The organism is Bradyrhizobium sp. UFLA05-108, from assembly GCF_059803455.1.
In genome coordinates, this window is record NZ_JBANAZ010000003.1 from 101,125 (window position 1) to 124,051 (window position 22,927).

Annotated in this window: 22 protein-coding genes; 13 read left to right on the forward strand and 9 right to left on the reverse strand. The window is 63.0% G+C overall.

The window, feature by feature from the left end; translation table 11 throughout:
- The first annotated feature begins 2 nt into the window (after positions 1-2).
- The 9 genes from SO140_RS03015 (at position 3) to SO140_RS03055 (ending at position 7,184) form a co-directional block, all read left to right on the forward strand.
- Positions 3-287: a hypothetical protein gene (locus SO140_RS03015; protein WP_449380825.1), complete on the forward strand. Its 285-nt coding sequence runs from the start codon at positions 3-5 to the stop codon at positions 285-287.
- 247 nt (positions 288-534) lie between these two features.
- Positions 535-1,755: an LL-diaminopimelate aminotransferase gene (locus SO140_RS03020; RefSeq protein ID WP_449380826.1), complete on the forward strand. Its 1,221-nt coding sequence runs from the start codon at positions 535-537 to the stop codon at positions 1,753-1,755.
- Positions 1,756-1,782: 27 nt separating this feature from the next.
- A complete protein-coding gene (locus tag SO140_RS03025; RefSeq protein ID WP_449380827.1) occupies positions 1,783-3,099 on the forward strand; it encodes a homoserine dehydrogenase in 1,317 nt (438 codons plus the stop codon).
- 157 nt (positions 3,100-3,256) lie between these two features.
- Positions 3,257-4,258, forward strand: coding sequence for a class II fructose-bisphosphatase (gene glpX / locus SO140_RS03030; RefSeq protein ID WP_449380828.1), 1,002 nt, complete (start codon positions 3,257-3,259; stop codon positions 4,256-4,258).
- A 79-nt stretch (positions 4,259-4,337) separates the two neighbouring features.
- Positions 4,338-5,057 carry a haloacid dehalogenase type II gene (locus SO140_RS03035; RefSeq protein WP_449380829.1) on the forward strand — a complete coding sequence of 240 codons (720 nt, stop codon included), beginning with the start codon at positions 4,338-4,340 and terminating at the stop codon, positions 5,055-5,057.
- A gap of 294 nt (positions 5,058-5,351) precedes the next feature.
- Positions 5,352-5,768, forward strand: coding sequence for an ASCH domain-containing protein (locus tag SO140_RS03040; protein WP_449380830.1), 417 nt, complete (start codon positions 5,352-5,354; stop codon positions 5,766-5,768).
- A gap of 167 nt (positions 5,769-5,935) precedes the next feature.
- Positions 5,936-6,106, forward strand: coding sequence for a hypothetical protein (locus tag SO140_RS03045; protein ID WP_449380831.1), 171 nt, complete (start codon positions 5,936-5,938; stop codon positions 6,104-6,106).
- Between the two features lie 198 nt (positions 6,107-6,304).
- Positions 6,305-6,682, forward strand: coding sequence for a response regulator (locus SO140_RS03050; RefSeq protein ID WP_498542308.1), 378 nt, complete (start codon positions 6,305-6,307; stop codon positions 6,680-6,682).
- A gap of 67 nt (positions 6,683-6,749) precedes the next feature.
- Positions 6,750-7,184, forward strand: coding sequence for a response regulator (locus SO140_RS03055; RefSeq protein WP_498542309.1), 435 nt, complete (start codon positions 6,750-6,752; stop codon positions 7,182-7,184).
- A 122-nt stretch (positions 7,185-7,306) separates the two neighbouring features.
- On the opposite strand, the gene SO140_RS03060 is transcribed toward SO140_RS03055, so the two are convergent.
- The 7 genes from SO140_RS03060 to SO140_RS03090 form a co-directional block, all read right to left on the reverse strand.
- The gene (locus SO140_RS03060) at positions 7,307-8,557 is read right to left on the reverse strand and encodes a hypothetical protein (protein ID WP_449380834.1); all 1,251 of its coding nucleotides are present in this window, start codon (positions 8,555-8,557) and stop codon (positions 7,307-7,309) included.
- A 21-nt stretch (positions 8,558-8,578) separates the two neighbouring features.
- Positions 8,579-10,195 carry a CHAT domain-containing protein gene (locus tag SO140_RS03065; RefSeq protein ID WP_449380835.1) on the reverse strand — a complete coding sequence of 539 codons (1,617 nt, stop codon included), beginning with the start codon at positions 10,193-10,195 and terminating at the stop codon, positions 8,579-8,581.
- Positions 10,192-13,104: a PAS domain S-box protein gene (locus SO140_RS03070; RefSeq protein ID WP_449380836.1), complete on the reverse strand. Its 2,913-nt coding sequence runs from the start codon at positions 13,102-13,104 to the stop codon at positions 10,192-10,194. The genes SO140_RS03065 and SO140_RS03070 overlap by 4 nt, the downstream gene beginning before the upstream one ends.
- 422 nt (positions 13,105-13,526) lie before the next feature.
- A complete protein-coding gene (locus SO140_RS03075; RefSeq protein ID WP_449380837.1) occupies positions 13,527-13,712 on the reverse strand; it encodes a hypothetical protein in 186 nt (61 codons plus the stop codon).
- A gap of 122 nt (positions 13,713-13,834) precedes the next feature.
- On the reverse strand, positions 13,835-14,194 hold the full coding sequence (locus SO140_RS03080; RefSeq protein WP_449380838.1) for a hypothetical protein: 360 nt from the start codon (positions 14,192-14,194) through the stop codon (positions 13,835-13,837).
- Between the two features lie 56 nt (positions 14,195-14,250).
- Positions 14,251-16,179: a serine hydrolase gene (locus SO140_RS03085; RefSeq protein WP_449380839.1), complete on the reverse strand. Its 1,929-nt coding sequence runs from the start codon at positions 16,177-16,179 to the stop codon at positions 14,251-14,253.
- A 408-nt stretch (positions 16,180-16,587) separates the two neighbouring features.
- On the reverse strand, positions 16,588-17,676 hold the full coding sequence (locus SO140_RS03090; RefSeq protein ID WP_449381736.1) for a methyl-accepting chemotaxis protein: 1,089 nt from the start codon (positions 17,674-17,676) through the stop codon (positions 16,588-16,590).
- 268 nt (positions 17,677-17,944) lie between these two features.
- On the opposite strand from SO140_RS03090, the gene recJ reads away from it, so the two are divergent.
- On the forward strand, positions 17,945-19,786 hold the full coding sequence (gene recJ, locus SO140_RS03095; protein WP_498542310.1) for a single-stranded-DNA-specific exonuclease RecJ: 1,842 nt from the start codon (positions 17,945-17,947) through the stop codon (positions 19,784-19,786).
- A gap of 58 nt (positions 19,787-19,844) precedes the next feature.
- On the opposite strand, the gene SO140_RS03100 is transcribed toward recJ, so the two are convergent.
- Complete coding sequence (locus SO140_RS03100; RefSeq protein WP_498542311.1) at positions 19,845-21,071, reverse strand: lytic murein transglycosylase; 1,227 nt, start codon at positions 21,069-21,071, stop codon at positions 19,845-19,847.
- Positions 21,072-21,162: 91 nt separating this feature from the next.
- Between SO140_RS03100 and SO140_RS03105 the strand changes: the two genes are divergently transcribed.
- The gene (locus SO140_RS03105) at positions 21,163-21,330 is read left to right on the forward strand and encodes a hypothetical protein (protein ID WP_449381739.1); all 168 of its coding nucleotides are present in this window, start codon (positions 21,163-21,165) and stop codon (positions 21,328-21,330) included.
- A gap of 11 nt (positions 21,331-21,341) precedes the next feature.
- Here the strand turns inward: SO140_RS03105 and SO140_RS03110 are convergent, their stop codons facing one another.
- Positions 21,342-21,800, reverse strand: coding sequence for a MarR family winged helix-turn-helix transcriptional regulator (locus SO140_RS03110; protein WP_498542312.1), 459 nt, complete (start codon positions 21,798-21,800; stop codon positions 21,342-21,344).
- Positions 21,801-21,898: 98 nt separating this feature from the next.
- Between SO140_RS03110 and SO140_RS03115 the strand changes: the two genes are divergently transcribed.
- Together SO140_RS03115 and SO140_RS03120 are read left to right on the forward strand one after the other, a co-directional pair.
- Complete coding sequence (locus tag SO140_RS03115) at positions 21,899-22,378, forward strand: carboxymuconolactone decarboxylase family protein (protein WP_449381741.1); 480 nt, start codon at positions 21,899-21,901, stop codon at positions 22,376-22,378.
- Between the two features lie 28 nt (positions 22,379-22,406).
- Positions 22,407-22,916, forward strand: coding sequence for a cupin domain-containing protein (locus SO140_RS03120; RefSeq protein ID WP_449381742.1), 510 nt, complete (start codon positions 22,407-22,409; stop codon positions 22,914-22,916).
- Positions 22,917-22,927: the final 11 nt, after the last annotated feature.

Sequence of the window (22,927 nt, forward strand, 5' to 3'; positions counted from 1 at the left end):
CAGTGTTGGCGTTGAGGGACCGACAGACGAGGCGGCTTGCGCCGTGCGCGCTGCTCATCATTGCGTTTACGCTCGGCGGATGTTCAAGCCAGATTGCTGACTTGACGCCCGCTGACACGCAGCCGCATCCGAAAGAGGCGGGTGGCTATCTGCCGGTGCATGATCTGCCGCCGGCGCGCGACGAGGCGGTGATCCCGCCGGATCAGCGCGCCAAGATCGAAGCCGAGCTGGCCGCCGCGCGCGACCGCCAGGCCGCGGCGGCGGCCAAGGATGCGAACGGCAAGTAATTCCGATCCAAGTAGCCCCGAGCTTAAGCAACCCCCGCGCCAACGTAATCGCTGGCGCGTCCGCGTCTCCGTGCTAAAAGACCTCATTCAGCCGAAAGTCAGGGTGAGGGAGTTCAGTCCCTGCCTTAAGGATCTTGTTCTAAGCATTTGATTTGGAGCGATTTTCAGGCAGGGTCCGGTATCCTCTCGATTGTAGTGTCGAGGCCGCCCGATTCTGCCCTGGCCGGTTGCTCGGAGCCTGGAACCCATGGAAGAATTTTACCGTATCCGCCGTCTGCCGCCTTACGTATTCGAACAGGTCAACCGGGCCAAGGCGGCCGCGCGGAACGCCGGCGCCGACATCATCGACCTCGGCATGGGCAACCCGGACCTGCCGGCCCCGCCGCATGTGCTGGAGAAGCTCAAGGAGACCCTCGGCAAGCCGCGCACCGATCGCTACTCCGCCTCGCGCGGCATCCCCGGCTTGCGCAAGGCGCAGGCGGGCTATTACGCCCGCCGCTTCGGTGTGAAGCTCAATCCGGACACCCAGATCGTCGCGACGCTGGGTTCGAAGGAGGGCTTCGCCAACGTCGCGCAGGCGATCACCGCGCCGGGCGACGTCATCCTCTGTCCCAATCCGAGCTATCCGATTCACGCCTTCGGCTTTTTGATGGCGGGCGGTGTCATCCGCTCGGTGCCGTCGGAGCCGACCCCGCAGTTCTTCGAAGCGGTCGAGCGGGCCATCGTCCACTCGATCCCGAAGCCGCTCGCACTCGTCGTCTGCTATCCTTCGAACCCGACGGCCTATGTCGCGAGCCTCGACTTCTACAAGGACCTCGTCGCCTTCGCGAAGAAGCATGAGATCCTGATTCTGTCCGATCTCGCTTACGCCGAGGTCTATTTCGACGAGAACAACCCGCCGCCCTCCGTGCTCCAGGTGCCCGGCGCGATGGACGTCACCGTCGAGTTCACCTCGATGTCGAAGACCTATTCGATGGCCGGCTGGCGCATGGGCTTTGCGGTCGGCAACGAGCGCGTCATCGCAGCGCTTGCCCGCGTGAAGTCCTATCTCGATTACGGCGCGTTCACGCCGGTTCAGGTTGCCGCGACCGCGGCGCTGAACGGCCCCGATGATTGCATCAAGGAGATGCGCGACACCTATCGCAAGCGCCGCGACGCGCTGGTGGAGTCGTTCGGCCGCGCGGGCTGGGAGATCCCGCCGCCGGACGCGTCGATGTTCGCATGGGCGCCGCTGCCGGAAGCCTTCCGCAGCGTCGGCAGCATGGAGTTCGCGACCCTGATGGTCGAGAAATCCGGCGTGGTGGTATCGCCCGGCGTCGGCTTCGGCGAGCATGGTGAAGGATATGTCCGCATCGCCATGGTGGAAAACGAGCAACGGATCAGGCAGGCCGCGCGCGGCCTGCGCCGCTTCCTTGAAAGCGGCATCGAAACGTTGCACAACGTGGTTCCGCTCGCCAATCGGCGTTAATTCCTTCCGGCAGGTTTTCGAAGCATTATGGTCGCACCCCTGAAAGTGGGTATCGCGGGGCTCGGCACTGTGGGCGCCGAAGTTGTCCGCTTGATTGAAACCCAGGCCCGCGTGCTCGCGGGCCGCAGCGGCCGTGGCATTCGCGTCGTCGCCGTCACCGCGCGCTCCAAGGCGAAGAAGCGCGGCATCGATCTGCGCGGCGTCGAATGGGCCAAGGATCCGCTCGCGCTCGCTACCCATCCTGGTATCGACTGCTTCGTCGAGCTGATGGGCGGTGCAAGCGACCCCGCGCTCTCTGCGGTCGAGGCGGCGCTGAGCGCCGGGAAGTCCGTCGTCACCGCCAACAAGGCGCTCCTTGCCAAGCACGGCATCAAGCTGGCGAAAGCCGCCGAAAAGCACGGCGGTGCGCTGAATTTCGAGGCAGCCGTCGGCGCCGCGATTCCCGTCATCAAAACGTTGCGTGAAGGTCTCGCCGGAACCGGTATCAACCGCGTCTACGGCATCCTCAACGGCACCTGCAACTACATCCTGACACGGATGGAGCAGGAGGGCCTGTCGTTCGCCGAATGCCTGAAGGATGCGCAGCGGCTCGGCTATGCTGAGGCCAATCCATCCTTCGACGTCGACGGCCACGATACCGCGCAGAAGCTCGCGATCCTGGCGAGCCTCGCCTTCGGCACGAAAGTTGCTCAAAGCGCGGTGTATGTCGAAGGCATCTCCTCGATCGCTCCGGAAGATCTTCGCGCGGCCGCCGATCTCGGTTACCGCGTCAAGCTGCTCGGCGTTGCCGTTCGCACTGCCAAGGGCATCGAGCAGCGCGTGCATCCGACCATGGTTCCAAAGTCGTCCTCGATTGCGCAGGTGATGGGCGTCACCAATGCGGTCACGATAGATGGCGAGGGCATTCCGCCGATCACGTTGGTCGGCCCCGGTGCGGGCGGTGCCGCGACGGCCTCTGCCGTGGTCGCCGACATCGCCGACGTAGCGCGCGGCATTCGCGCCAATCCGTTCGGCCGGCCGGTCGCGCAATTGCAGGATACCAGCAAGGCGCCGATGGAGCGGCACGAGGGCGGCTATTACATCCGCCTGCTGGCGCGTGATTTCCCGGGCACTGCGGCTGCGATCGCCACGAGGCTCGCCGAGCAGAAGATCTCGATCGAATCCATCGTGCAGCGCCATCCCAATGGCGGCCCCGCGCAGACCGGCGGCAAGGCTGTGCCCGTGCCCGTCATCCTGATCACCTATGCGACCCATGAGGACGCCGTCCGCCGCGCGCTTGCCGCTGTTCAGCACGACAAGGTGATTAGCGGACGGCCGCAGGTGATCCGGATCGAGAAGAACTAGAGCATGATCCGGACCCGGATGGCCGCATTAGCGCAAAGCGTGCAGCGGTTTTCCGATAAGATCATGCTCAAACAAAGAGCGGTTCGAACCGAACCGACGCGTCACGAATTGATGCGGACAGATGTCCGCTTGGGCTAGGTTTTGAAGGAGTGAGCCAATGTCGACCCATATTGAAGTCCCCCCGCATGCCTTGCTCGAGCGCATTCTCACGCTGGAGATCGTGCGGGTGACGGAACGGGCGGCGGTGTCCTCGGCGCGATTGCGCGGCCACGGCAACGAGAAGCAGGCCGACCAGGCCGCGGTCGACGCGATGCGGCGCGAGCTCAACAAGCTGCCGATCCAGGGCACCATCGTGATCGGCGAGGGCGAGCGCGACGAGGCTCCGATGCTCTATATCGGCGAGCAGGTCGGCCTCAAGGCTGGCCCCCAGGTCGACATCGCGGTCGACCCGCTCGAGGGCACCACACTGTGCGCCAAGAACATGCCGGGTTCGATCGCCACCATGGCGATGGCCGATGGCGGCACGCTCCTGCACGCGCCCGACGTCTACATGCAGAAGCTCGCGATCGGTCCCGGCTACGACAAGGGCGTCGTCGAGCTCGATGCCTCGCCGGCCGATAACGTCCGTCGTCTCGCCAAGGCCAAGGGCGTCAAGCCGGAAGGCATCACCGTCCTCGTGCTCGATCGTCCGCGCCACGCCGACATCATCCAGGGTGTGCGCTCGACCGGCGCTGCCGTGCGCCTCATCACGGACGGCGACGTCGCCGGCGTGATCCACTGCGCCGACCCCGATAATACCGGCGTCGACATGTATCTCGGCACTGGCGGCGCGCCGGAAGGCGTGCTCGCCGCCGTGGCGCTGCGCTGCATCGGCGGCCAGATGCAGTGCCGCCTGATCCTTGACTCCGACGAGAAGCGCGAGCGCGCCGCCAAGATGGGCGTCAACGATCCCAAGATGATCTACGGCATCGAGGACATGGCGCGCGGCGACTGCCTGTTCGCCGCCACCGGCGTCACCACCGGCTCGCTGCTCTCGGGCGTCAAGTTCCGCAAGGACGGCGTGATCGAGACCGAGACCGTCGTGATGCGCTCGGTCACCGGCACCGTGCGCTACATCAAGGCCGAGCACCGGCAGCTCGAGAAGTTCCATCTGGACTGAGCAAGGCAACAACAACTGCCGTCATTCCGGGGCGCGACGCAGTCGCGAGCCCGGAATGAGAGCGAGGAGGGAAGCGCACATGTCCGATCTCTCCGCCGTCAAAGCCCTCGTCTTCGACGTGTTCGGCACGGTCGTCGACTGGCGCACCAGCCTGATCACCGACTTCATGTGGTGGGCCAAGGGCCGCGGCGTCACTGCCGACTGGACCGCGCTGGTCGATGGATGGCGGGGGATGTACGTCGCCTCGATGGACGACGTGCGCAAGCACCCCGAGCGCGGCTATGTCATCCTCGACGACTTGCATCGCCGCTCGCTGGAGAAGCTGGTCGAGAAGTTCGCGATCAAGGGCCTTAACGAAGCCGATCTCGATTACCTCACCAAGGGCTGGCATCGCCTCCACCCCTGGCCCGACAGCGTCGCCGGCCTGACGCGGCTCAAGACAAAATTCGTGATCTCGCCGCTTTCGAACGGCAACGTCGCGCTGCTCACCAACATGGCGAAGTTCGCTGGCCTGCCCTGGGACCTCGTGATGTCCGCCGAGCTGTTCGAGCACTACAAGCCCGATCCCGAAACCTATCTCGGCGCCGCGCGCCTCCTCGGCCTCAAGCCGGAGGAGGTGATGATGGTCGCCGCCCACAACGGCGATCTTGCGGCTGCGCAGGAGAATGGCCTCAAGACCGCGTTCGTGGCACGGCCGACCGAATACGGCCCCCATCAAAAGGTCGACTTTGAAGCCACCGGCAAGTGGGACATCGTCGCCAAGGACTTTGGCGGGATCGCCGATCGGTTGGGGTGCTAAAGCGGGATGGCCAACGGCGCACCTTGGTTGGCGCGATCAGGGAGCCACACCTCATTCGCTCCGGCGGTTCCGTATCGCCCGATAGACCGAGGCGCCCTCCAGCGCGTCAAGCTGGACGGCCATGGTCCGCCATTGGTCAGCCAACTCCCGGAGAGTGTACGCCGTCAGGCGATCGGAGGCCCTGCTGGCCATCTCCTCGCATTGGTCGGCTTTCATCTTCATTTCATCGGCGCGCAACATGAGTGGCAATGAACGGGCGCAAACAGCGTTCCAAAATTGCCAGTTGAGATGACCATGAGCAAGACAGTCCCAGAACGGTATCGGCACCTTCGGACGTTTGCGTTCGGCGACAGTCCTGCGCTCGCCGATGCATTGCTCGAACTGGTCATCAAGGGCATCAAGACCGCAACTTGCAGCACCGAAGACGAGCCGAACACCTCGACGCCCGGTGAGCGTTGGGTCGTGCTCGACGGACGCGGAGAACCGCGCTGTGTCATCGAAACCACCGAGGTCACGTATCGGCGCTTCCATGAAGTCGACGCCGCTTTTGCCTACGATGAAGGGGAAGGCGATCGGAGCCTGGCCTATTGGGCTTGTGCCCATCGTACTTATTTCGGCCGGCTCGGACGATTCCAAGAGGACATGATGCTGATGTGCGAGCGCTTTCGTCTGATCGAGGTGTTCGACGATCTCCCACAGTCCGAACAGTAGCTGACGTTGCTTGCACGTGGCCGACCGAACGCGCTCGCTTGAAGGGCGCCAATTTCAGAGCCACCGGCATCTTGGATCTTGTCGTCACAGATGGGCGGCAGCACCGATCGGCTCGGGTGCTGTCACGCGGGCGTAGGAACGTCGGAGGTCGGCCCTGGTTGCCGATCATGTCAGCCGTGACAAATCTGCTTGCTCGAAGGCAACAGTTGCTCAAGCAGCTCGAGAGTGGCGCGTCGGAAGTGTCACGCCAGCAAGCCGAGCGTCAGCTCGAGCAAATCGATACAGCGCTGGAGTTGCTGGAGTGGTTGGCCAAAGGCAGAGATCACAAGAAGCCATGACCCTCAATCCGACAGAGGGCGGCCTGCGGTTGGTCCACTGGCGTGGCGGACGCTGCCCTTAACCCAGTTAAAGGCGACTCGACCATTCTATGGCTATTGCACGAGGGAGTTACCGATGCGCCTCGGAACCTTCGTCGTCGGGATCGACTTGGTTCATGCGAGCTTACTGAGGCAGATGCGAAAGTGAACACAGGCGGGATGCTGGAACCGGTCGCAGACAGCTCCATGAAGCGTCCGGTACTTGTGGTGGACGACGATGTCCTGGTCCGCTCAATGATCGCGGATGTTCTGCGAGGCGCGGAGTTGGTCGTCATCGAGTGCGGCGATGCGGACGAAGCCCTAGAAATCCTGGGGTCGGGAATAGCCGTGGCGCTCTTGCTGAGCGATGTTCGCATGCCGGGTTCGATGGACGGCGTTGGTTTGGCGAAAGCTGTTAGAACCACGCATCCCGATCTCAAGATCGCCCTTACGTCTTCGGAGCGACCTCCGGAAGATGCTCTCTGCGATGAATTCTTCGCCAAGCCGTGGGATGTCGGCCACGTGATCAGAGGCGTCAAATCCCTGCTGAACGGCTAGGAACACTCCAGCGCTGCGCCGGTTAGCCGGCATGGACGTAGGACCAGACACGAAGACGCGGACCGTCTTGCTCGCCGAAGATGACGTGCTGATGCGCATGTCGCTCGCCGAGTTCCTGCGCGGATGTGGTTATCGCGTGCTGGAAGCCAGATCGGCGGAAGAAGCCATTGCGCTCATCGAGGCTGACACGTTCACTCCCGAAGTCGTTGTGAGCAATGTAGAGCTCGCCGGCGATGGCTTCGGTATCGCGAACTGGATCCGAAACAACGCGCCGCATCTTACGCTGATCCTGATCGGTACGCCCAAACGCGCAGCCAATGTGGCAACGTCGCTTTGCGAGAATGGACCGCTGCCCCCGCCATATGATCCGCAGCTATTGCACCGCCGACTGTTGCGCTTGATTGCAAGCCGGAAGTCTCTTGGAGGGGACCGAAAGCGCAACGCGCTTCAAGCGGGAATGAAGCCTGATGCGCCAGCGACGGGCGCGATGTTTAGAGGATGATATCGGAAAAGTGTGGAGCGGTGTTCCCTCGCGATAAACGCGGAACGCGTTTGCGCGGAGATCACGCTCAAACAACACCTAAAGTGCGATGACGAGTCATCCTAATCTCATCGCGCTTTAGATTAGTTGGGGCCACGCTGTGTCGCCGCTCGGTCGAACGCACGAGCGAGCGTGGTGGCTGCGTTCGCGTCAATCGTCGGCACCTGGTCGAGCGTCTTCTTGAGCTCGGAGGCTTCCAGTGCGAAGAGCTTGTCCGGGTCCTCGGGCGCATTCTTCACCCCCGCGAGCAAGCGCTGCCGAACGCCTCCCAAGACTTCTGTCACGGCCGGCGCTCCGTTCGCCGTCTCCTTGAGTCCGAGCAGCAGGGGGACCCGCGCCCCACGATGTGTGTCCTTTGGCGTCATCCGCTCCTTGAGCTTGTCGAAGCTGGTTTCGTAGGCACCAATAGCGACGATGCGATCGTTCTCGGCCAATTCGGGTGAGGTGATCACATCGGCTCGCAGGTTCAGCATTTGCTCTTCGGCCTTCTCAAAATCCCGTTTCATGGTGTTGAGTGCGACATCTCGCCAACGCTGATGAAAGCCGAGCTGCGTCAGCGGATTGATCGAGTCAGGCCCGTCGGGCAGGAGGGTGGCCGTGTGCTCGATGGCGAGGAGGCAGTAGTCAAGTCCGGAGATGCGCCGGCCGTCCAGAAGAAGTCTGTTGTCCGTCACCGTCAGGCGGCTTGCCGTGGCGTCGTCCAGAGTGGATCCTGCGACCAGCAGATAACCGCTTTGACCGAGCGTGTTCCCATCGGCATAAGAAAACAGCGGTGTGACGATGTTCAGCCCGAACAGGCCGGCGATACGGTCATAGACCTTTTCCGCCACTTTCAAGCCTTCGGTTGCGCCCGGAACGAGCCCGGTCTGCGAAGTCAAGTCCGCGGCGAGTTGCAAGACCTGTTGGGCGATGTCGTGGAAGGGCAGGCGAAACAGTCCCACGAAGAGGGAAAGGTTATCCTGCTTCATCGGAGCCCGCCTGACGGCATAAATGTTCTTGAATTCGATATAGCCCGGGGTGGCACCTGCGGCCTTGAGCTGGGCAGCGATCTCGTCGTTACTCAGGATCGTGGGTCGGCGCTGGCGTTCACTGCCGAAGCTGAACTCTGTGAGCACGACCCCGAGCGGAAGAAACGAATTGAAGAATTTTCCGCCCTCCCGCAAGTTCATCTCGACCATGCGGACGCCGAAATAGCTCGCCTCTGGGACGAATGCCTTGCCCGTCGCAATTGCGCTGCTGCCACTGGCGGATCCGACATAGCCGACGAATGGACGCTCGAGCCCCCGGCTGGACCAGTGATCGACGGTGTCCCTCAGCGTGGTCCAGAGCGTCATGGCTAACTCCCCATCCGCGAATTAGGACCTCATTGCCCAGTCCGTCGACTGGGCGAGCAAAATGGGCGAGATCCAGATCGGACTCTCCTCGTCATGGCTCAGCCCTTCCCAAGAGGTGCGGCAGGCCCTGCGGAAGGCAAGGCAGACGGATTGGGTCATGCACAGCTCGTTGTAAAAGGCCCTCGCGAAGTCCGGCGCGCGGTCATCCTCGACATTCCAGCGGAAACCCAGGGCATAGGGAATCCCATTCATGACCAATTGTTGCACGCTGCCCTTGGAGATGCCGCGGCACGCCGAAAGATAGACGAGCCTGGTGGCCGAAAGGCCGTGATGTGCAGCCAACTTGTCGAGCTTCAGCCCCATCGCTTCCTCTGGTTTCTCGCCGGGCAGGATGAGGGTCGCGCTCTTTTGGCCGTCGCTCCAGGCGTGGCCGGCGTAATGCAGGATTGTCGGCTGCACCTCGTGGATCCGGGCAAGTAGATGCGTTGCTGCCTTGCCCGGCGGTGCCTGGGACAAGTCGACCTCCTTGACGTCGAAATGGTCGGCTTCTCGCAGCGCGCGCAGGTATTGCAGCTCAATGTCAATGTTGCCGAGCTTATCGAACTGCTTTCCATCGTACGTGACACGCTCGTATTGCTTCGCAGGGTGTTCTCCGACCTGCGAGCGAACGAACAGCAGCGTCGCTCCTCGTGGGATACGTGTCTGGGCGGCTGGCGCCCTGAGCCGAGCTGCGGGTGGTATGCGTCGGACGATCGGGGCGTGGAGAAGCACGAATGGCCCGTTCTCCTCGGTCCGGAGATAACGAACGCTTGCTTCAAACGGTGCGGGATAGAAGTCCGCATCATTGATCACGAACCGAAATGACAGCCCCTCCAGCCCGCCGGCCGCATTCTCGATCTGCGAGAACAGTTGCTCACCAACAGCCTTGACCACGAAGCTCTTGAACAGCCGCGTCCCGACCACGCGCGTTTTGTCGAGCCAGCTCCTGGGCAAGCTCGTGCCGATCCGGTACGCGGGGTCGGCGCAGTCTTGCGGCATCTCGTCCCGGGCATAATCCTGGGCGACGGACTTGAGATCTTCCAGGTCGCTGACCGTATTCCAGCGCAGCATGGTGGCGCCATCGCCGACGCCCAGACGGCATTCGACCTTGCTGCTTTGGATCTCCGTCTCGATCACGCGAAAGCCCCCTGGGATCGCATTCGTGTTATCGGGGCGTCCGGTGAGCATTGCGATGAACGGACGCAGAATCCTATGCTGATGCAGCTGGAGCGTGTCCATCGGCAACATCAGGGCGTTGCCTGTCGCCGTGCATTCGGCCTCCAGCTCTGCGCCGGCGGCGAAATTCGGAACGATGACCAGGACGGGCGTACGGGGCTCGCGGGCTCGCACGACCTCGAAGACGCTCCGCGCGCCGCGGGTCGAGCGCGTATCCCGCCGCGCGCGCGGATCTATCGGCAACTCGGCGTCAAGGACGAGCAGCCCGGGTTCGCCGGCGGTGATCCATTCGCTTGTCTGGTCCGCGGTCTTCAGGGGTTTGGCATGCACGTCATCCCGCGCGATGTCTGCCGCGTGCAGGAGCCTGGACAGCGTGTCGAACATATCCTGTTCAGCAGTTGCTATCGCAATCTTGGCGGTCATGGCGCGGCCTCCTCGGTGCACAGCGGCAACCTGATCTCAAATCCCATGCCGTGTTGTTCGGTCAACGTGCCGCCGTGCTGCCCGACGGACATCTCAATTGCCTCAATCGCGACACTGGCCATTTCCCGGGCCCGGATTTGACTGCGCTCGATGGGGTCTGCAACCTGGCTTTCAAGAGCCTGAGTAGCAAGTTCAGGCAGGTGCATGCGTATCAAGACGTGACGCGGCGAACTCTCCGCGATTTCGACCGTCAGCTTGTCGGTCAGGGTCACGCGCAGCATGAGCAGGGAGCCCAATGCCGAGCGGAACGCAAAGCTTAGCCGCTCGGGCCAACCCTTCACGAGCACACGCGCGGCAAGGTCGATCTTGTCGATGATGGTGACTGCCTCCCGATCTTCCTGCGGCAGATTGTCGATGTCCCGGTAGAGGGCTTGCAGTACGTCGAACTCGATTGGCGCATCCCGTGGTGTCTGCTGGACGGTCAGACGGTCGGACAACCGTTCGAAAGTGAGATCGGCCTTCAAGAGGTGATTCGCAGCCTGGTCGAGCAGCCTGGCGCAGTCCTGCATCTGTTCAGGCTCGCGCAAGCGGTTCTTGGCGCTTCGTAACAGGCCGTCGGCCATCAGCAGGGGAGCGCGAGTCTGACGGGCGACGGCGGTGACCGTCTCCTCCAGATAGTGCAAGTCGCTCTCCCGGCTTTGGTCGGCGAGGTTGGTAAAGAGCCAGAGATGATGGCCGTAATCGTCATGGAGCGGATCGCAGTTTGCCAGCGTCGCCACCTCGACACGAGGCTCGGCGCCTATGAGCAGACGGATGCGGATGCGATGCTCGATGCCCGACTGGGCCAATGCCGTGCAATCCTCGTCGCGGGCGCCGAATGAAGCGAGCCGTGCGCCTCGGACCTGCCCGAACATGACTTCGGCGGCACGGTTCAGATCACGAATCTCGCCGACCGCATCTACGATTATGGCGACCTGCTCAATTCTATCCATGAGCCGCTTTTCGATCGTTTGGTGCCAACGGGCGGCGAAAATCTGCTCGCAATCGGCGGCCAGTCCGCGGGCGGCTTCCCGATCGGGTCCAAGGAACGCATTGAACTCGGAGGATTCAAGATCCAGAACCATCTCGATCTTGCCGTTCACGAACAGCGGCACCGTCATCGCCGACCTTTGATCCGGCGCAGTGCGAATGAAGCCGTAGTTTCGCTCGCAATCGGTGACGTCAGGGGCGACCAGGATCGACTGTTCGGCCAGGCAATGGCCAAGCATGCCTGCGGATAGACCCTGCGTGTATTCTTCCCGACTGCCGGCCTCCCTGACCAGGAGATCCCGGTCATTTTCGCAATGCTCAGCGAACAACACAAAGCACGAACGAGCGCGGTCGACCCGGAATACGCCGACATATTCCCAGCCAAAGCAATGCATGGTTCCCTTGGCCAGGAGTTCCGCGATCGCGTGGGTGCTGAGGGCCTTGTTCAGGTCGTCCCGGAGTCGTCGCTGAGCGAGGGCGCGGGAGCGTTCGATGGCTGCGTCCGCGGCCTGCAAGACTTCCTCGACGCCGAGATTGTGCAAGGTTCGCAGATCGGCTGCAGTGAATTTGTGGGTGCGGCTCAGCAGGCACAACGCGCTCCGGAAGCGGCCGCCGGCCTCCCGGATCGGCAGCACGATCATCCTGTCGAGCCCGTCGCGAAGGATGGCCTTGCTGACGGGATTCTCCCTCTCGTCCGGGTTAAGGCGCTCGACGAACAAGCGCAGATCGTTGTCCCAGGTCTGTCCTTGCTTGAGCCAGTCGATCACGCCGGGCGAGACTTTGAACCAGCGCGTACTCCACTCCCATTGGGGCTGCGGCACGATCGCGTGTGCCCGCCAATGATCGCATGCCTCGTTATAGATTCCGAACGTGGCCATCTCGAACGGTATGACTTTGCGGATTGCGGCAAGCGTCGCCTCGATGATTTCCTGCGGATCCTCGTGGTCAACCAGGATGGTCTTCAATTGCTGGCGGGCGAGATCTTCATCGAGCGGGGCAAAGAGCAGCCGGAGTCCGGCGCGGCCATTCGGCCCCTCCTGATAGGGCGCTCCACTGATCCTGGCGGGTTTGGATTGCCCGTCACTTGTGCGGAGTTTGACGAAATCAGAGAAACCCGTCAGCGCATCGAGCCATTCCGCTTGTTTTTCGCCAGCATCTTCCCCTTCGAGCTCGAGTGCCTCGGACAGTAGCATCTTCTTGAGGTCGGCTTCGGAGAAGCCAAGAATCTGGGTGGCGCGCTCGTTGGCAAACCGAATCCTGCCGCTCAGGTCTGTGCGGAGGACACCGTCCTGTAGAGCGTCAAGCCGGCTTCGCTCGGCGCTCTGATCGAGCAAAAGAGCGTAGTTGCCCTGCTGACCGCTTTCATCGCGTAATGGTCCGATCTCCACCCTGACCTGAAGAACGGTACCGCGGGATTGAATGTCCACGCGCAGGCTCGTGTTTGTTTCGGCCTTGAGAGCCGCACAGATGTCAGCAGCGCGGCTTCCAAAGAGGACGGGGAAGGGGGTGCCATACGTGTCCGGAGCAAGCCTGTCGAAGGCGGCGTTCGCGTAGATGATGCGACCGTCGTTGCCTAATTCGACAAAGGGGATTTGGCTTTTGTGCACAGCTTCGTCGAGCGCATCGTAGCGATCGGACAGCACATTGAGGACAGCGCACTGCGATTGAAGGATCTTGTCTATGGTTGAAGTATCCAGCCCGTGCTTCAGGGCCAGCATTTGGGTCTGTTCGTCGATCAGTGGCTGCAGTGCACTTTTCAGGCTCGTTCGCCGACCGCGAAGCGCTCCGATCACATGTCGCCGTATGCTTTGCTCCGTACTCAGGAGGTCGCGGGCCCGAACATCCAGGACGGGCGATAGTGTCGAGCTGAACTCAGGCATGGCAGCCTCACACACTCAACGTTACGCGAACGCTTACATCGATTTGACCTTAAACGGACTTCAATTGCATTTGCGTCGATTGCGTCGATGCGATTGTGGCCAGGACGAAGGAGGAGGCCGGTTGTCACCGGCCGGGACTCACAGGCCAAGGCTCCAAAGGTCAAGGCTCCAAAGGTCAAGGCTCCAAAGGTCAAGGCTCCAAAGGTCAAGGCTCCAAAGGCCAAGGCTCAAGGGCCAACACTCGCCACGACGTCGTCCGGCTGTAGTCTAGGCGAAATACGACCTTCGAATGTGTTAGCTAATTCACAGATCAGGCTCCCAAAACAGAGAATTTCGGGTCCGAGCGGCACCTCGGCGTTCCTCGATCTTTTTCGAGGCGTAGCCGTCGCAGGGCTTTCTGGTGGCCGCGTGTAGCAAGCAACTCAGCGACGATGGCCAATCGGGAGGCCGAGCTTCAATGCCTTTTGGCGTACCGAGCCTTCCGTTCGCTTCATCTGTTTTGCTATCTTAACAACAGGCGTCTTTGCCTTTGAGTGGGCGCGAAGTTGCTTGACGTCGGCTGCGGAGTATTCGCGGCGAATAATTCTTTTCTTGGCTTTCTTGGCCATCACGACTTCCTGTTTTTGGGGAGGGCGCTTCCTAGCACGAAGGGCCAAATTGGCAATGCATTTTGGGCCATGTCACGCCGATGCGCGCGGATTGACCATGCGATCTCGGAGTGATCAGCCAATCAGCCGCAATTCCAGATCGGTCCGATTGGTGTCCGCGTCCAGCACGGGCCAAAGGTGCCGTTGTTGTAACGGCCATCATAGAAGCCGGGCCGGCCAAAATAGTGCCAGTTGCCGTCAAACCCGTAATAGCTGGGGACCGGGTCGATGTACCAGGGGCGCCGGCTGCTGCGCGCCATGCGACGCACCGCGGCCTTCTGCGCATAGGGCGGAAGGCTGTTGCTCGGCGGCTGGTGATAGCCCGGCAAGAAGCCGTAGCCACGCCAGACTGGCGCCGGCCGCTTGTGACTTGCCGCAGCCGGCGCGACGACCGGCAGCAGCGACAGAACGACGGCGATCGATGGAAACACGAGGCGCGACATCAGCAGACAATAGACGGTCGATTGTGGGGAGGCGATTCAAATCGGAGTGCTAGCCTCTATGGGACGAGCGCGCCCCGTTGCTCCAACGGTCCCGGATTGAGGACCGCGCCGTTGACCTTTCCGGCCTCGTCGCGACGGAAGGCGATCCGTGTGTGATCGCCGCTTTCGACGTGGAATTCATCTTTTGACAGGGCCGCCAGCGGCGTCGGCTGGCCCTTGTCGAAATCGAGGATCGACCAGGCGCCTGTTGCCTCGACGACGAGCTTGCCGTCCGCAACACCGACTTGAAGCGCGACACTGCGCGACGGAACTGCCTCCCGGGCAAAGGCGACAACGAGCGGATCGGTCTGCTTCGCGCGGATGATCTTGAGCTTGATCATCGCGTTTGTCGGCCCCGAAATCCGGCGAAAGGCCGCTTCCAGGCTCATGCCTCTGGCCGAGACTCCGTCGATCGCTGCTATGAGGTCTCCCGCCATGACGCCGGCCCTCGCGGCGGGGCCGCCGCCAACCGGTTTGATCACTCTTAGTCCGTCCGTCTCCACGACAACGGACTCAAGGCCGGTCCAGCCGTTGCCGTCCGCGACCGCGACTTGTCTGTCCAGCGGGCTTGCGGATCCGCCGAAAACGTAACGTCCGACATAGTCGGTGAGAGCCGCGGCATTCGACTGCTCCGAGGCGACGGGCGTGGGAGCTTCGGGAATCTTCAACGCCGCGTAGGGCAGGCGACGGATGGCGTTGAAATAGAAGCCGTTCTCACTGAACTGGCTCCGCTGCATCATCATCACCAGGATCAGCTTCTGGGCCGGATCGATCGAGAAGAACGTGCCCCAGCTTCCCTGCCAGTTGAAGCTGCCGACCGCGCCCGGGATCAGGCTGAAATCCGGGTTGGTGCGAACGGCGAAGCCGAGCCCCCAACCGGTCCCGAAAGCCGGGCCCACCTCGTGCCCTGCGAAATGGATGTCTGACGGCATCGAGTTCGTCGTCATCAGCCGGACCGTTTCCGGCTTCAGGATGCGCACGCCGTCGAGCTCGCCGCCATTGAGCAGCATCTGGCAGAAGCGCAGGAAGTCGGGGGCCGTCGAAACGATCCCGCCGCCGCCTGAAAAGAACGTCTGCGGATGCGTGACGTCGCCATCCGAAAGCGGCGCGGGCTGCGCGCCCGGTACGGCCACGAGACGGGCGAGCTTGTCCTCCGGCACGTGGAATCCGCTGTCGACCATGCGCAGCGGCGCGAACAGGCGGTTTTGCAGAAACTGGTCGAATGTCTGACCCGAGACGACTTCAATGACACGCCCGAGCACGTCGTAACCGATCGCATATTCCCAGACTTCGCCCGGCTGGTGCAGGAGCGGGAGCGTGGCAAGGCTGCCGACGAAGGAGGCGATGGGCTTGTCGCGTCGGAACGGCGCCCTGGCGCCGTAAAGCGCGTGGATCACCGCATTGCCATATCCGGGATCGGCAAAGTCGGGCCCCGTATAAACGAGGCCGGACGTGTTGCGCAGGAGGTCCCGAATGGTCATCGGCCGCTTCGCAGGTTCAAGCGCGATGAGGATGGCATCCCCGGTGGCCGGATCGGTCTTGACGACCTGAATGTCCCTGAGCTCCGGCAGATACTGCGCCACGGGCGCATCGAGCTCGAGCTTGCCGTCATCGACCAGCATCATGGTCGCGACACTGGTGACCTGCTTGGACATCGAGCCGATGCGGAAGATCGAATCCGCCCGCATCGGAATTGTCTTGTCGTGATCCGCAAAGCCGGTCGGCTGCAAATAAGCGAGCTTTCCGTTGCGGGCGATCGCCACGACGAAACCGGAGGGATCGTCCTTCTTGGTCTGCGCCTCGAACCAGGAGGTGATGCGCGCCAAACGCCGAGCCGAAAAGCCGAGGCTGTCGGGATCGCCAACGGTCTGCAAGTCGTCGGCCAGTGCTGCACCCGTCAGACAGAGCATGACCACCGCCATGCATGAGGCCCGGACGATTTTCATGGGAGAGCGCTCCCGAACCGTGATTGTCATGATGCGGCCTCACGGCCGGAGCCGCCGTTCGGCTCGATCGTCGCAGATGAGCCTTCAGCCCGTAACAAGCCCATTCTGCTCTCGAAAATCATCGACGACCAATGCGGCATCGTTCCTGCAACGGAAACCGGTCTATACGTTACGTATCGTAACGCTACATTTAGCCGCGAGTGCCGTCAACGTTCGGCAGCCTCTACGTGCGTCTGTTTTGGTGTTTTCTAGCGCACGGTGGCGTGACCCCAGCGAACTCTTAGCAATCGTTGCAGGGTGCCACTGTTTTGCCCGACGGGTCAACCGATTTTCCGAAATGCAACGCGTCTTACCAACAACCCCGGCTACTTTGCATGGGGTTGTTTTACGAGTTTTGCTTCCTAGGCCTTACGCCCCGCAGATGATCACGCCGTACCAGCCGAGCCCGCGGTAGGTCTCATAGCCCGGCGTGGCGTGGAAGGCGACGAGGGCGCCAGTGCGGTCGTGATAGAATCCGGAGCGCTGGCCGTTCATCGATAGCGAGACGCGCTCCGACAAAATGCCCTGGCCGTCGGACGCGGCGATGACGCGCAAGTTCGAGTCGACCAGCAGCACACGCGCCTTGTCGCTGTCGCCGACGCGCACGCCCTGCACGATGGCGCGGGCCTGCGACTCCCAGTCGAAATGGATGGCGAGCACGCCGATTGGTGCGCCATTGGCCTCGCCGCCCGCGCGGACGCTCGCGCAATAGGTCGCAACCTGCGCATTGCCGAGCAGTGGCTGGTTCTCGACGTCGCCAGCGACGTAATCGTCGCCGGAACGCAAGGTGCGCGCCTCACGAAACCATTTCGTGTTGGCGACGTTCTGGCCGACTACGCGAAAACGGTCGGCGCGGCCGTTGGCGATCACGTTGCCGTCGAGGTCGCAGAGCCAGAGATCGAGATAGACGGTGTAGGCGCCGAGGATGACGCCGAGGCGCTGCGAAGCGTGCGAAACCGCCGCCGCGCTCGGGGAGGCGGCGCAGTCGACCACGGCGGAGTCGGTCGCCCACCAGCGTACGTCGCAGGTGCGTTCATAGAGGTTGCGGTCGATCAGCTCGATGGCATTGAGCGACAGATCGACCATGCGCTCGCCGCGCGAGCGCTGGCTCATCCGCTCGATCGAGGAGACGAGATCGCCGGTGCGTTTCGTCAGTTGGGTCTCGAGCTCGCGTGCGATGGTCTCGACTTGCTGGCCGACGCCGCGCACCTCCTGCGCCACCACCGCAAAGCCCGCGCCTTGCGCGCCGGCGCGCGAGCTTTCGATCAGCGCGTTCAGCGCCAGCATCTTCATCTGGTTGGTGATCTGCTGGATCGATTTGGTCTTGTCGACCGCGATCTGGTTGACCTCGGCCGTCAGGCGGTTGATCAGGGCGGAGATGTCGGAATTGTCGTCGGCGGCTTCAGGATTGGTTCCGGTGGGAAGCGGCTTGGTCTTCAGGGCCAGCGCAGCAGACATCGAGGGGATTCCCTTGCAATGAAGTCTGACCTGCAATGACCCGGAACTAAAAATTACAGATCGAATACGGGCCTTTTTCGAGGATTCCGCCTAACGCCCACTTAATTTGCTGCCGCCCCGACTGCTCAAATGATAATCAGATCGCATACGGATTCGGCAATCCACCGCTTTATTCGGCCCGGACATTGCAAATGGCTCGAGTTTCCCGGCGGAATCCTGATCGCCATAGCCACACGACCTGATCTGAACTCATCGAAGCCGCCGAATCATGATGCCGTCTGCCACCGCGTTGCCCGTCGAGCTGCCCCAGGCGTTCCTTGGCGTTACGCGCTCGCTCACCGACAAGCTCTGGCGTGACCGGCTGGACGCGCGCGGGGCGGCGAGGGCGCTCGCCATCGTCCAGCGCCACCACCTGCCGGAGCTTTTGGCGCGGGTGCTGGCGGGGCGCGACGTCGACATCGACGCGGTCAGCGACTTCCTCGATCCGACCATCCGCAAACTGCTGCCGGACCCGTTCACGGTGACGGAGATGGAGGCCGCCGCCAAGCGCATCGCGGAGGCGGCGGTGCGGGGCGAGAAGGTCGCTATCTTCGGCGATTACGATGTCGACGGCGCGACCTCGGCCGCGCTGCTCGCCTGGCACCTGCGCCATTGCGGGCTCGATCCCCTGATCCACATTCCTGACCGCATTTTCGAAGGCTACGGCCCGAACACGGAAGCGGTGCGGGCGCTTGCTGCGAAGGGCGCGACGCTGCTCGTCACCGTCGATTGCGGCACCACCAGCATCGAACCGCTCGCCGAAGCAAAACGGCTCGGCATGTCCGTGGTGGTGATCGATCACCATCAGGCCGGCGCGGAGCTGCCGGCGGTCGACGCGTTGGTCAATCCGAACCGGCTCGACGATCTCTCCGGCCTCGGCCATCTTGCCGCCGCTGGGCTGGTGCTGGTCACGCTGGTCGCGGTCAATCGCGAGTTGCGCCAGCGCGGCTTCTGGACGTCCGAGATGCCCGAGCCCGATCTCCTGGGCATGCTGCATCACGTCGCGCTCGGCACGGTGGCTGACGTGGCGCCACTGATTGGCCTCAACCGCGCTTTTGTCGTCAAAGGGCTGATCGCGATGCGGCGGCGCGACCATGTCGGCCACACCGCGCTGATGGACATCGCGCGGCTCAACGGTCCGCCGGAGGCCTGGCATCTCGGCTTCATGCTGGGACCGCGCATCAATGCCGGCGGCCGCATCGGCCGCGCCGATCTCGGCGTGCGGCTGCTGCTGGAAGGCGATAGCGTCGAGGCCGCACGCATCGCGGCCGAGCTCGACCGCCTCAACGGTGAGCGCCGCATCATCGAGCAGGCTGCCGAAGCGCAGGCCGAAGCCGAGGCGCTCGCCTCGATCGGCCTCGAGGATAAGCTCGGCGTGATCGTCACGGCCTCCGAAGGCTGGCATCCCGGCGTGGTCGGCCTCGTCGCCTCCCGCCTGAAGGAGAAGTTTTCGCGGCCCGCGTTTGCCATCGCGCTCGAGCCCGGTGGCATCGGCACCGGTTCGGGCCGCTCAATCGCCGGCGTCGATCTCGGCAAGGCGGTTCGGCAGGCTGTCGCCGATGGCATCCTGCTCAAGGGCGGCGGGCATGCCATGGCCGCCGGCGTCACGCTGCGCAAGGAGAAGCTCGCCGAATTCCGCGCCTACCTCGAAAGTGCGCTCGCGCGCGACGTTGCGGAAGCACGCCACGTCAACGAGCTCTTCATCGATGGCGCGGTGTCCGCGCGCGCGGTGACGCCCGAACTCGCCAACACGCTCAATCGCGCCGGCCCATTCGGCAGTGGCAATCCGGAAGCCGTGCTGGCGCTGCCGGCGCATCAGCTCGTCTATGCCGACGAGGTCGGGCAGGCGCATTTGCGGTTGCGGTTCAAATCGGGCGACGGCGCGATCGTCAACGGCATCGCGTTCCGCTCCATCGGCCAGAAGCTCGGCAACGCGCTTCTCGCCAATCGCGGCCAGCAGTTGCACGTCGCGGGCGCGCTGTCGCTCGACCGCTACCAGGGCGCCGAGCGCGTGCAACTTCGCGTCATCGACGTCGCCTTGCCTGACCAGGGGCCGCAAACCATCCGATAGGCGCACCAACAAAAAAAGGAGGTGCAGGCCGCGGAGGATGTGAGCTTACGCCAAGGTATCAGCCACCCTGCCGCAGCTTCGCCAGCACCTTCAGCCCGCCATAACCATCCGTGGGTGTGATGCCAGCCCTTTGCTGAAAATCCTTGATCGCTTTCATCGTATCGTTGCCGACGCGGCCATCGGTGCCGCCGGTGTCGAATCCGGCTTTCGTCAATCGCGTCTGCATCTCCTGCACCTCGGCGAGCGTCAATGCGCGCTCCGAGCCGGGGAAAGGCTGGATGAAGGGCGGCGCGCCGAGGCAACGGTCGCCGAGATGGCAGATCGCCAGCGCATAGTTCATCGATGGATTGTAGCTCTTCACCGAATAGAAGTTTGGCCCCAGCAAGAACGTCGGCCCGCCCGCGACCGGCGTCCAGATCTGAGCCGAGGCATTGGGTTGCGGAAATGGCTGGCCGTCGGCGCGCGTGACGCCAGCGGCTTGCCAGGCCGCATATGTTCGACCGCCGCTTAGGTTGCCGGGCGCGCGTACCTCATAACCCCAATGCTCGCCGCGATGCCACTTGCCGCGGTTGACCAGATATTTTGCCGTCGAGCCCAGCGCATCGTCGGGCTTGCCGAATGGTGAGACCTTGCCGTCGCCGTCATAGTCGATGCCGACATTGAGCCAGACCTCCGGCATCCACTGCGAATGCCCCATCGCGCCGGCCCAGGAGCCGTGCATCTCTTCCGGCGTGCTCCAGCCCTTGTCGACGATGCGTAGCGCGTTGATCAGCTCGGTCTCCCAATAGGCCTTTCGGCGCGGCTCGTTCCAGGCGAGCGCAGCAAGCGAGGGAAATACCGGCTTCATGTGGTTCTGCTGCACCAGCGGATCGCCATAGGCGGATTCCACGCCCCACAGCGCGAGCAACGTGCCGCGCTCGACACCGAAATCACGCTCGATGCGGGCGAACAGTGCCTCGTTGTTCTTCAGAGCGATCTTGCCGTTGATGATGCGCCAGTCGGAGACGCGGCGGTTGATGTACTGCCAGACCTGTTCGTTGAACTCCGGCTGGTTGCGGATCTCCTTGAACACGCTCATGTCCGGCTCGACATGCGCCATCGCGCGCTGCCAGGTGGCGGCCGAAATGCCCTTCGCCATCGCGCGTGCACGAAAACTCTCGCGCCATTCCTCGAAGCCGGGCGGGGTGGCTGCAAGGGCAGGCGAAGCGATGAGGGCGGCCGCGCCGAGCAGGGATTGCAGCGCAGTGCGACGGGTCGGGTGGGGCGAGGAATCAGGCTGTTTCATGCGGGCAGTTTAGCCGGAAGCAGGCGCTCTCGTCGGTGAAACCTGAAGCCGGAGGGGCGACTTTCGGCCCATCGGTTTACGGAACTTTCGCATGTCATTGCACAGAATGACGGCCATGCAGGAGCTATTCGACCTCATCCGCGCCAATCCATGGCCCTTTGCCGCCGGGTTGATCGTCGTCATCGTGGCGATTCTGGCGGAACATTACGGACGCGGTGGCGATGGCACCGAATTCCCTGACATTTCCTGGGACGACTAGACCGGGTCTTCCTAGTCCGCCTGCAACTCCGTTGCGATCCGCGCCAGCCAGCGGCGGATGGTAGTTTCGGCCTTCGCGTCGAGCCCTGCGGCAAGGCGCTGCTCCAAAGCGAGAACACGCTCCCGGCATGTCCTCAGGAGTATCTTGCCGCGCGCTGTCAGCGTCCATTGCAGGATGCGGCCGTGCACGGGATGGGGCGACTTGCGGATCGCGCCGTCGCGTTCGAGATTGCCGATGATTACGCCGACGGTCTGCGGCGTCAAAAAGGTCAGGCGGGCGACCTCCGCTCCGGAGAGACCGGGATAGGCCTTCAGCATGGTCAGCACCGCAAATTGCGGTGGCGTGACGCCGAGATCGGCGAGGCTGCGCTCCATGCTGAGCCTCACGGCGGCCTGGGCCTGGCGCAAGAGATAGCCGAGATAGCCCGCTTCGCCGCGTTTGCCTTCGCCGGGAGCGGGCGGAGCGATCATGCCGTCCAGTTGAGTATTTGTGATCCGACGAGGCTTGCGCATAATATCAGAGCTCTGATAACTTGTAAGTGCACTGACAATATCACGAGGTGAGGGCCATGTCACACGCCCGCAGTGAATATGAAGACTTCAAGGCGCTTGCGCCGGACGCCTATGACATGACGCTCGCGCTTGGCCAGCTTGCAGCCAAGGCCGGCCTCGACAAGCATCTGCTCGAGTTGATCAAGCTGCGCGCCTCGCAGATCAACGGCTGCGCTTTCTGCGTGCAGCATCACATCCTGCTGTCCGAACGGCTCGGCGTACCCATCGACAAGCTCAATCTGGTCGCAGTGTGGCGCGAGGCGCCGATCTTCTCGGCGCGCGAGCGGGCGGCGCTCGCCTGGACCGAGGTGCTGACATTCCTGCCCGAGGGTGTCAGCGACGACGTCTATGCCGAGGCAAGCCGCGAATTCTCGGCGGTGGAGCTAATGTACCTGACCTCGGCGATCGCCTCGATCAATGTCTGGAACCGCTTTGGGGTCGCCTATCGCTGGACGCCGCCGCAGCGGCCGGCCGTGGCGCACGCCAAGGCGTCATGATCCGTTACCCTTTCGGGAGGACACAAGAATGTCGTCAACGATATCAGCCATCTCCACTGCTCCCTGGCGGCTTCAATCGCGACCGCTGTCGCTCGCGATCGTCGCGGGGTTCGCCTGCGCGTTGGCCGTTGGAAAGGCGCTGCCGGTAACGATGGACACCGTCTCCGGTGCGCTGGCGCCGCTGTGCGCCAACGCAGCGGATGGATCGTCGCTCGACAAGGTCGAGCCTATCGGCTCCTATGCGCTGCCGAACGTGCCGGGTAAGCGTGTCACCATCGTGCGCGTCACTTACGGCCCGGGCGGCTTCTCGCGGCCGCACCGGCACGCCGGTTCCGTCACCGCCTATATCACCAAGGGCGAGATCCGCTCTCAGCTCGGCGGCGGCCCGGTCGAGACCTTCACAGTCGGGCAATCCTTCTTCGAACCGCCGGGCTCGACGCATCTGGTGTCGGCGAATGCGAGCAACACGGAGCAGGCGGAGCTGATCGCCGTGTTCGTGGCGGATGAAGGCGCCCAGCTCACGACGTTCATCGACTAACGCTGTGTGGT

Coding starts and splice junctions, on each gene's coding strand:
- SO140_RS03065 (WP_449380835.1), bottom strand. CDS start 10,195: ATGACCGCCAAGATTGCGATAGCAACTGCTGAACAGGATATGTTCGAC.
- SO140_RS03115 (WP_449381741.1), top strand. CDS start 21,899: ATGTCACACGCCCGCAGTGAATATGAAGACTTCAAGGCGCTTGCGCCG.
- SO140_RS03080 (WP_449380838.1), bottom strand. CDS start 14,194: ATGTCGCGCCTCGTGTTTCCATCGATCGCCGTCGTTCTGTCGCTGCTG.
- SO140_RS03020 (WP_449380826.1), top strand. CDS start 535: ATGGAAGAATTTTACCGTATCCGCCGTCTGCCGCCTTACGTATTCGAA.
- recJ (WP_498542310.1), top strand. CDS start 17,945: ATGATGCCGTCTGCCACCGCGTTGCCCGTCGAGCTGCCCCAGGCGTTC.
- SO140_RS03085 (WP_449380839.1), bottom strand. CDS start 16,179: ATGAAAATCGTCCGGGCCTCATGCATGGCGGTGGTCATGCTCTGTCTG.
- SO140_RS03075 (WP_449380837.1), bottom strand. CDS start 13,712: ATGGCCAAGAAAGCCAAGAAAAGAATTATTCGCCGCGAATACTCCGCA.
- SO140_RS03090 (WP_449381736.1), bottom strand. CDS start 17,676: ATGTCTGCTGCGCTGGCCCTGAAGACCAAGCCGCTTCCCACCGGAACC.
- SO140_RS03120 (WP_449381742.1), top strand. CDS start 22,407: ATGTCGTCAACGATATCAGCCATCTCCACTGCTCCCTGGCGGCTTCAA.
- SO140_RS03050 (WP_498542308.1), top strand. CDS start 6,305: ATGCTGGAACCGGTCGCAGACAGCTCCATGAAGCGTCCGGTACTTGTG.
- SO140_RS03060 (WP_449380834.1), bottom strand. CDS start 8,557: ATGACGCTCTGGACCACGCTGAGGGACACCGTCGATCACTGGTCCAGC.
- SO140_RS03100 (WP_498542311.1), bottom strand. CDS start 21,071: ATGAAACAGCCTGATTCCTCGCCCCACCCGACCCGTCGCACTGCGCTG.
- SO140_RS03070 (WP_449380836.1), bottom strand. CDS start 13,104: ATGCCTGAGTTCAGCTCGACACTATCGCCCGTCCTGGATGTTCGGGCC.
- SO140_RS03105 (WP_449381739.1), top strand. CDS start 21,163: ATGTCATTGCACAGAATGACGGCCATGCAGGAGCTATTCGACCTCATC.
- SO140_RS03110 (WP_498542312.1), bottom strand. CDS start 21,800: ATGATCGCTCCGCCCGCTCCCGGCGAAGGCAAACGCGGCGAAGCGGGC.
- SO140_RS03045 (WP_449380831.1), top strand. CDS start 5,936: ATGTCAGCCGTGACAAATCTGCTTGCTCGAAGGCAACAGTTGCTCAAG.
- SO140_RS03035 (WP_449380829.1), top strand. CDS start 4,338: ATGTCCGATCTCTCCGCCGTCAAAGCCCTCGTCTTCGACGTGTTCGGC.
- glpX (WP_449380828.1), top strand. CDS start 3,257: ATGTCGACCCATATTGAAGTCCCCCCGCATGCCTTGCTCGAGCGCATT.
- SO140_RS03040 (WP_449380830.1), top strand. CDS start 5,352: ATGAGCAAGACAGTCCCAGAACGGTATCGGCACCTTCGGACGTTTGCG.
- SO140_RS03025 (WP_449380827.1), top strand. CDS start 1,783: ATGGTCGCACCCCTGAAAGTGGGTATCGCGGGGCTCGGCACTGTGGGC.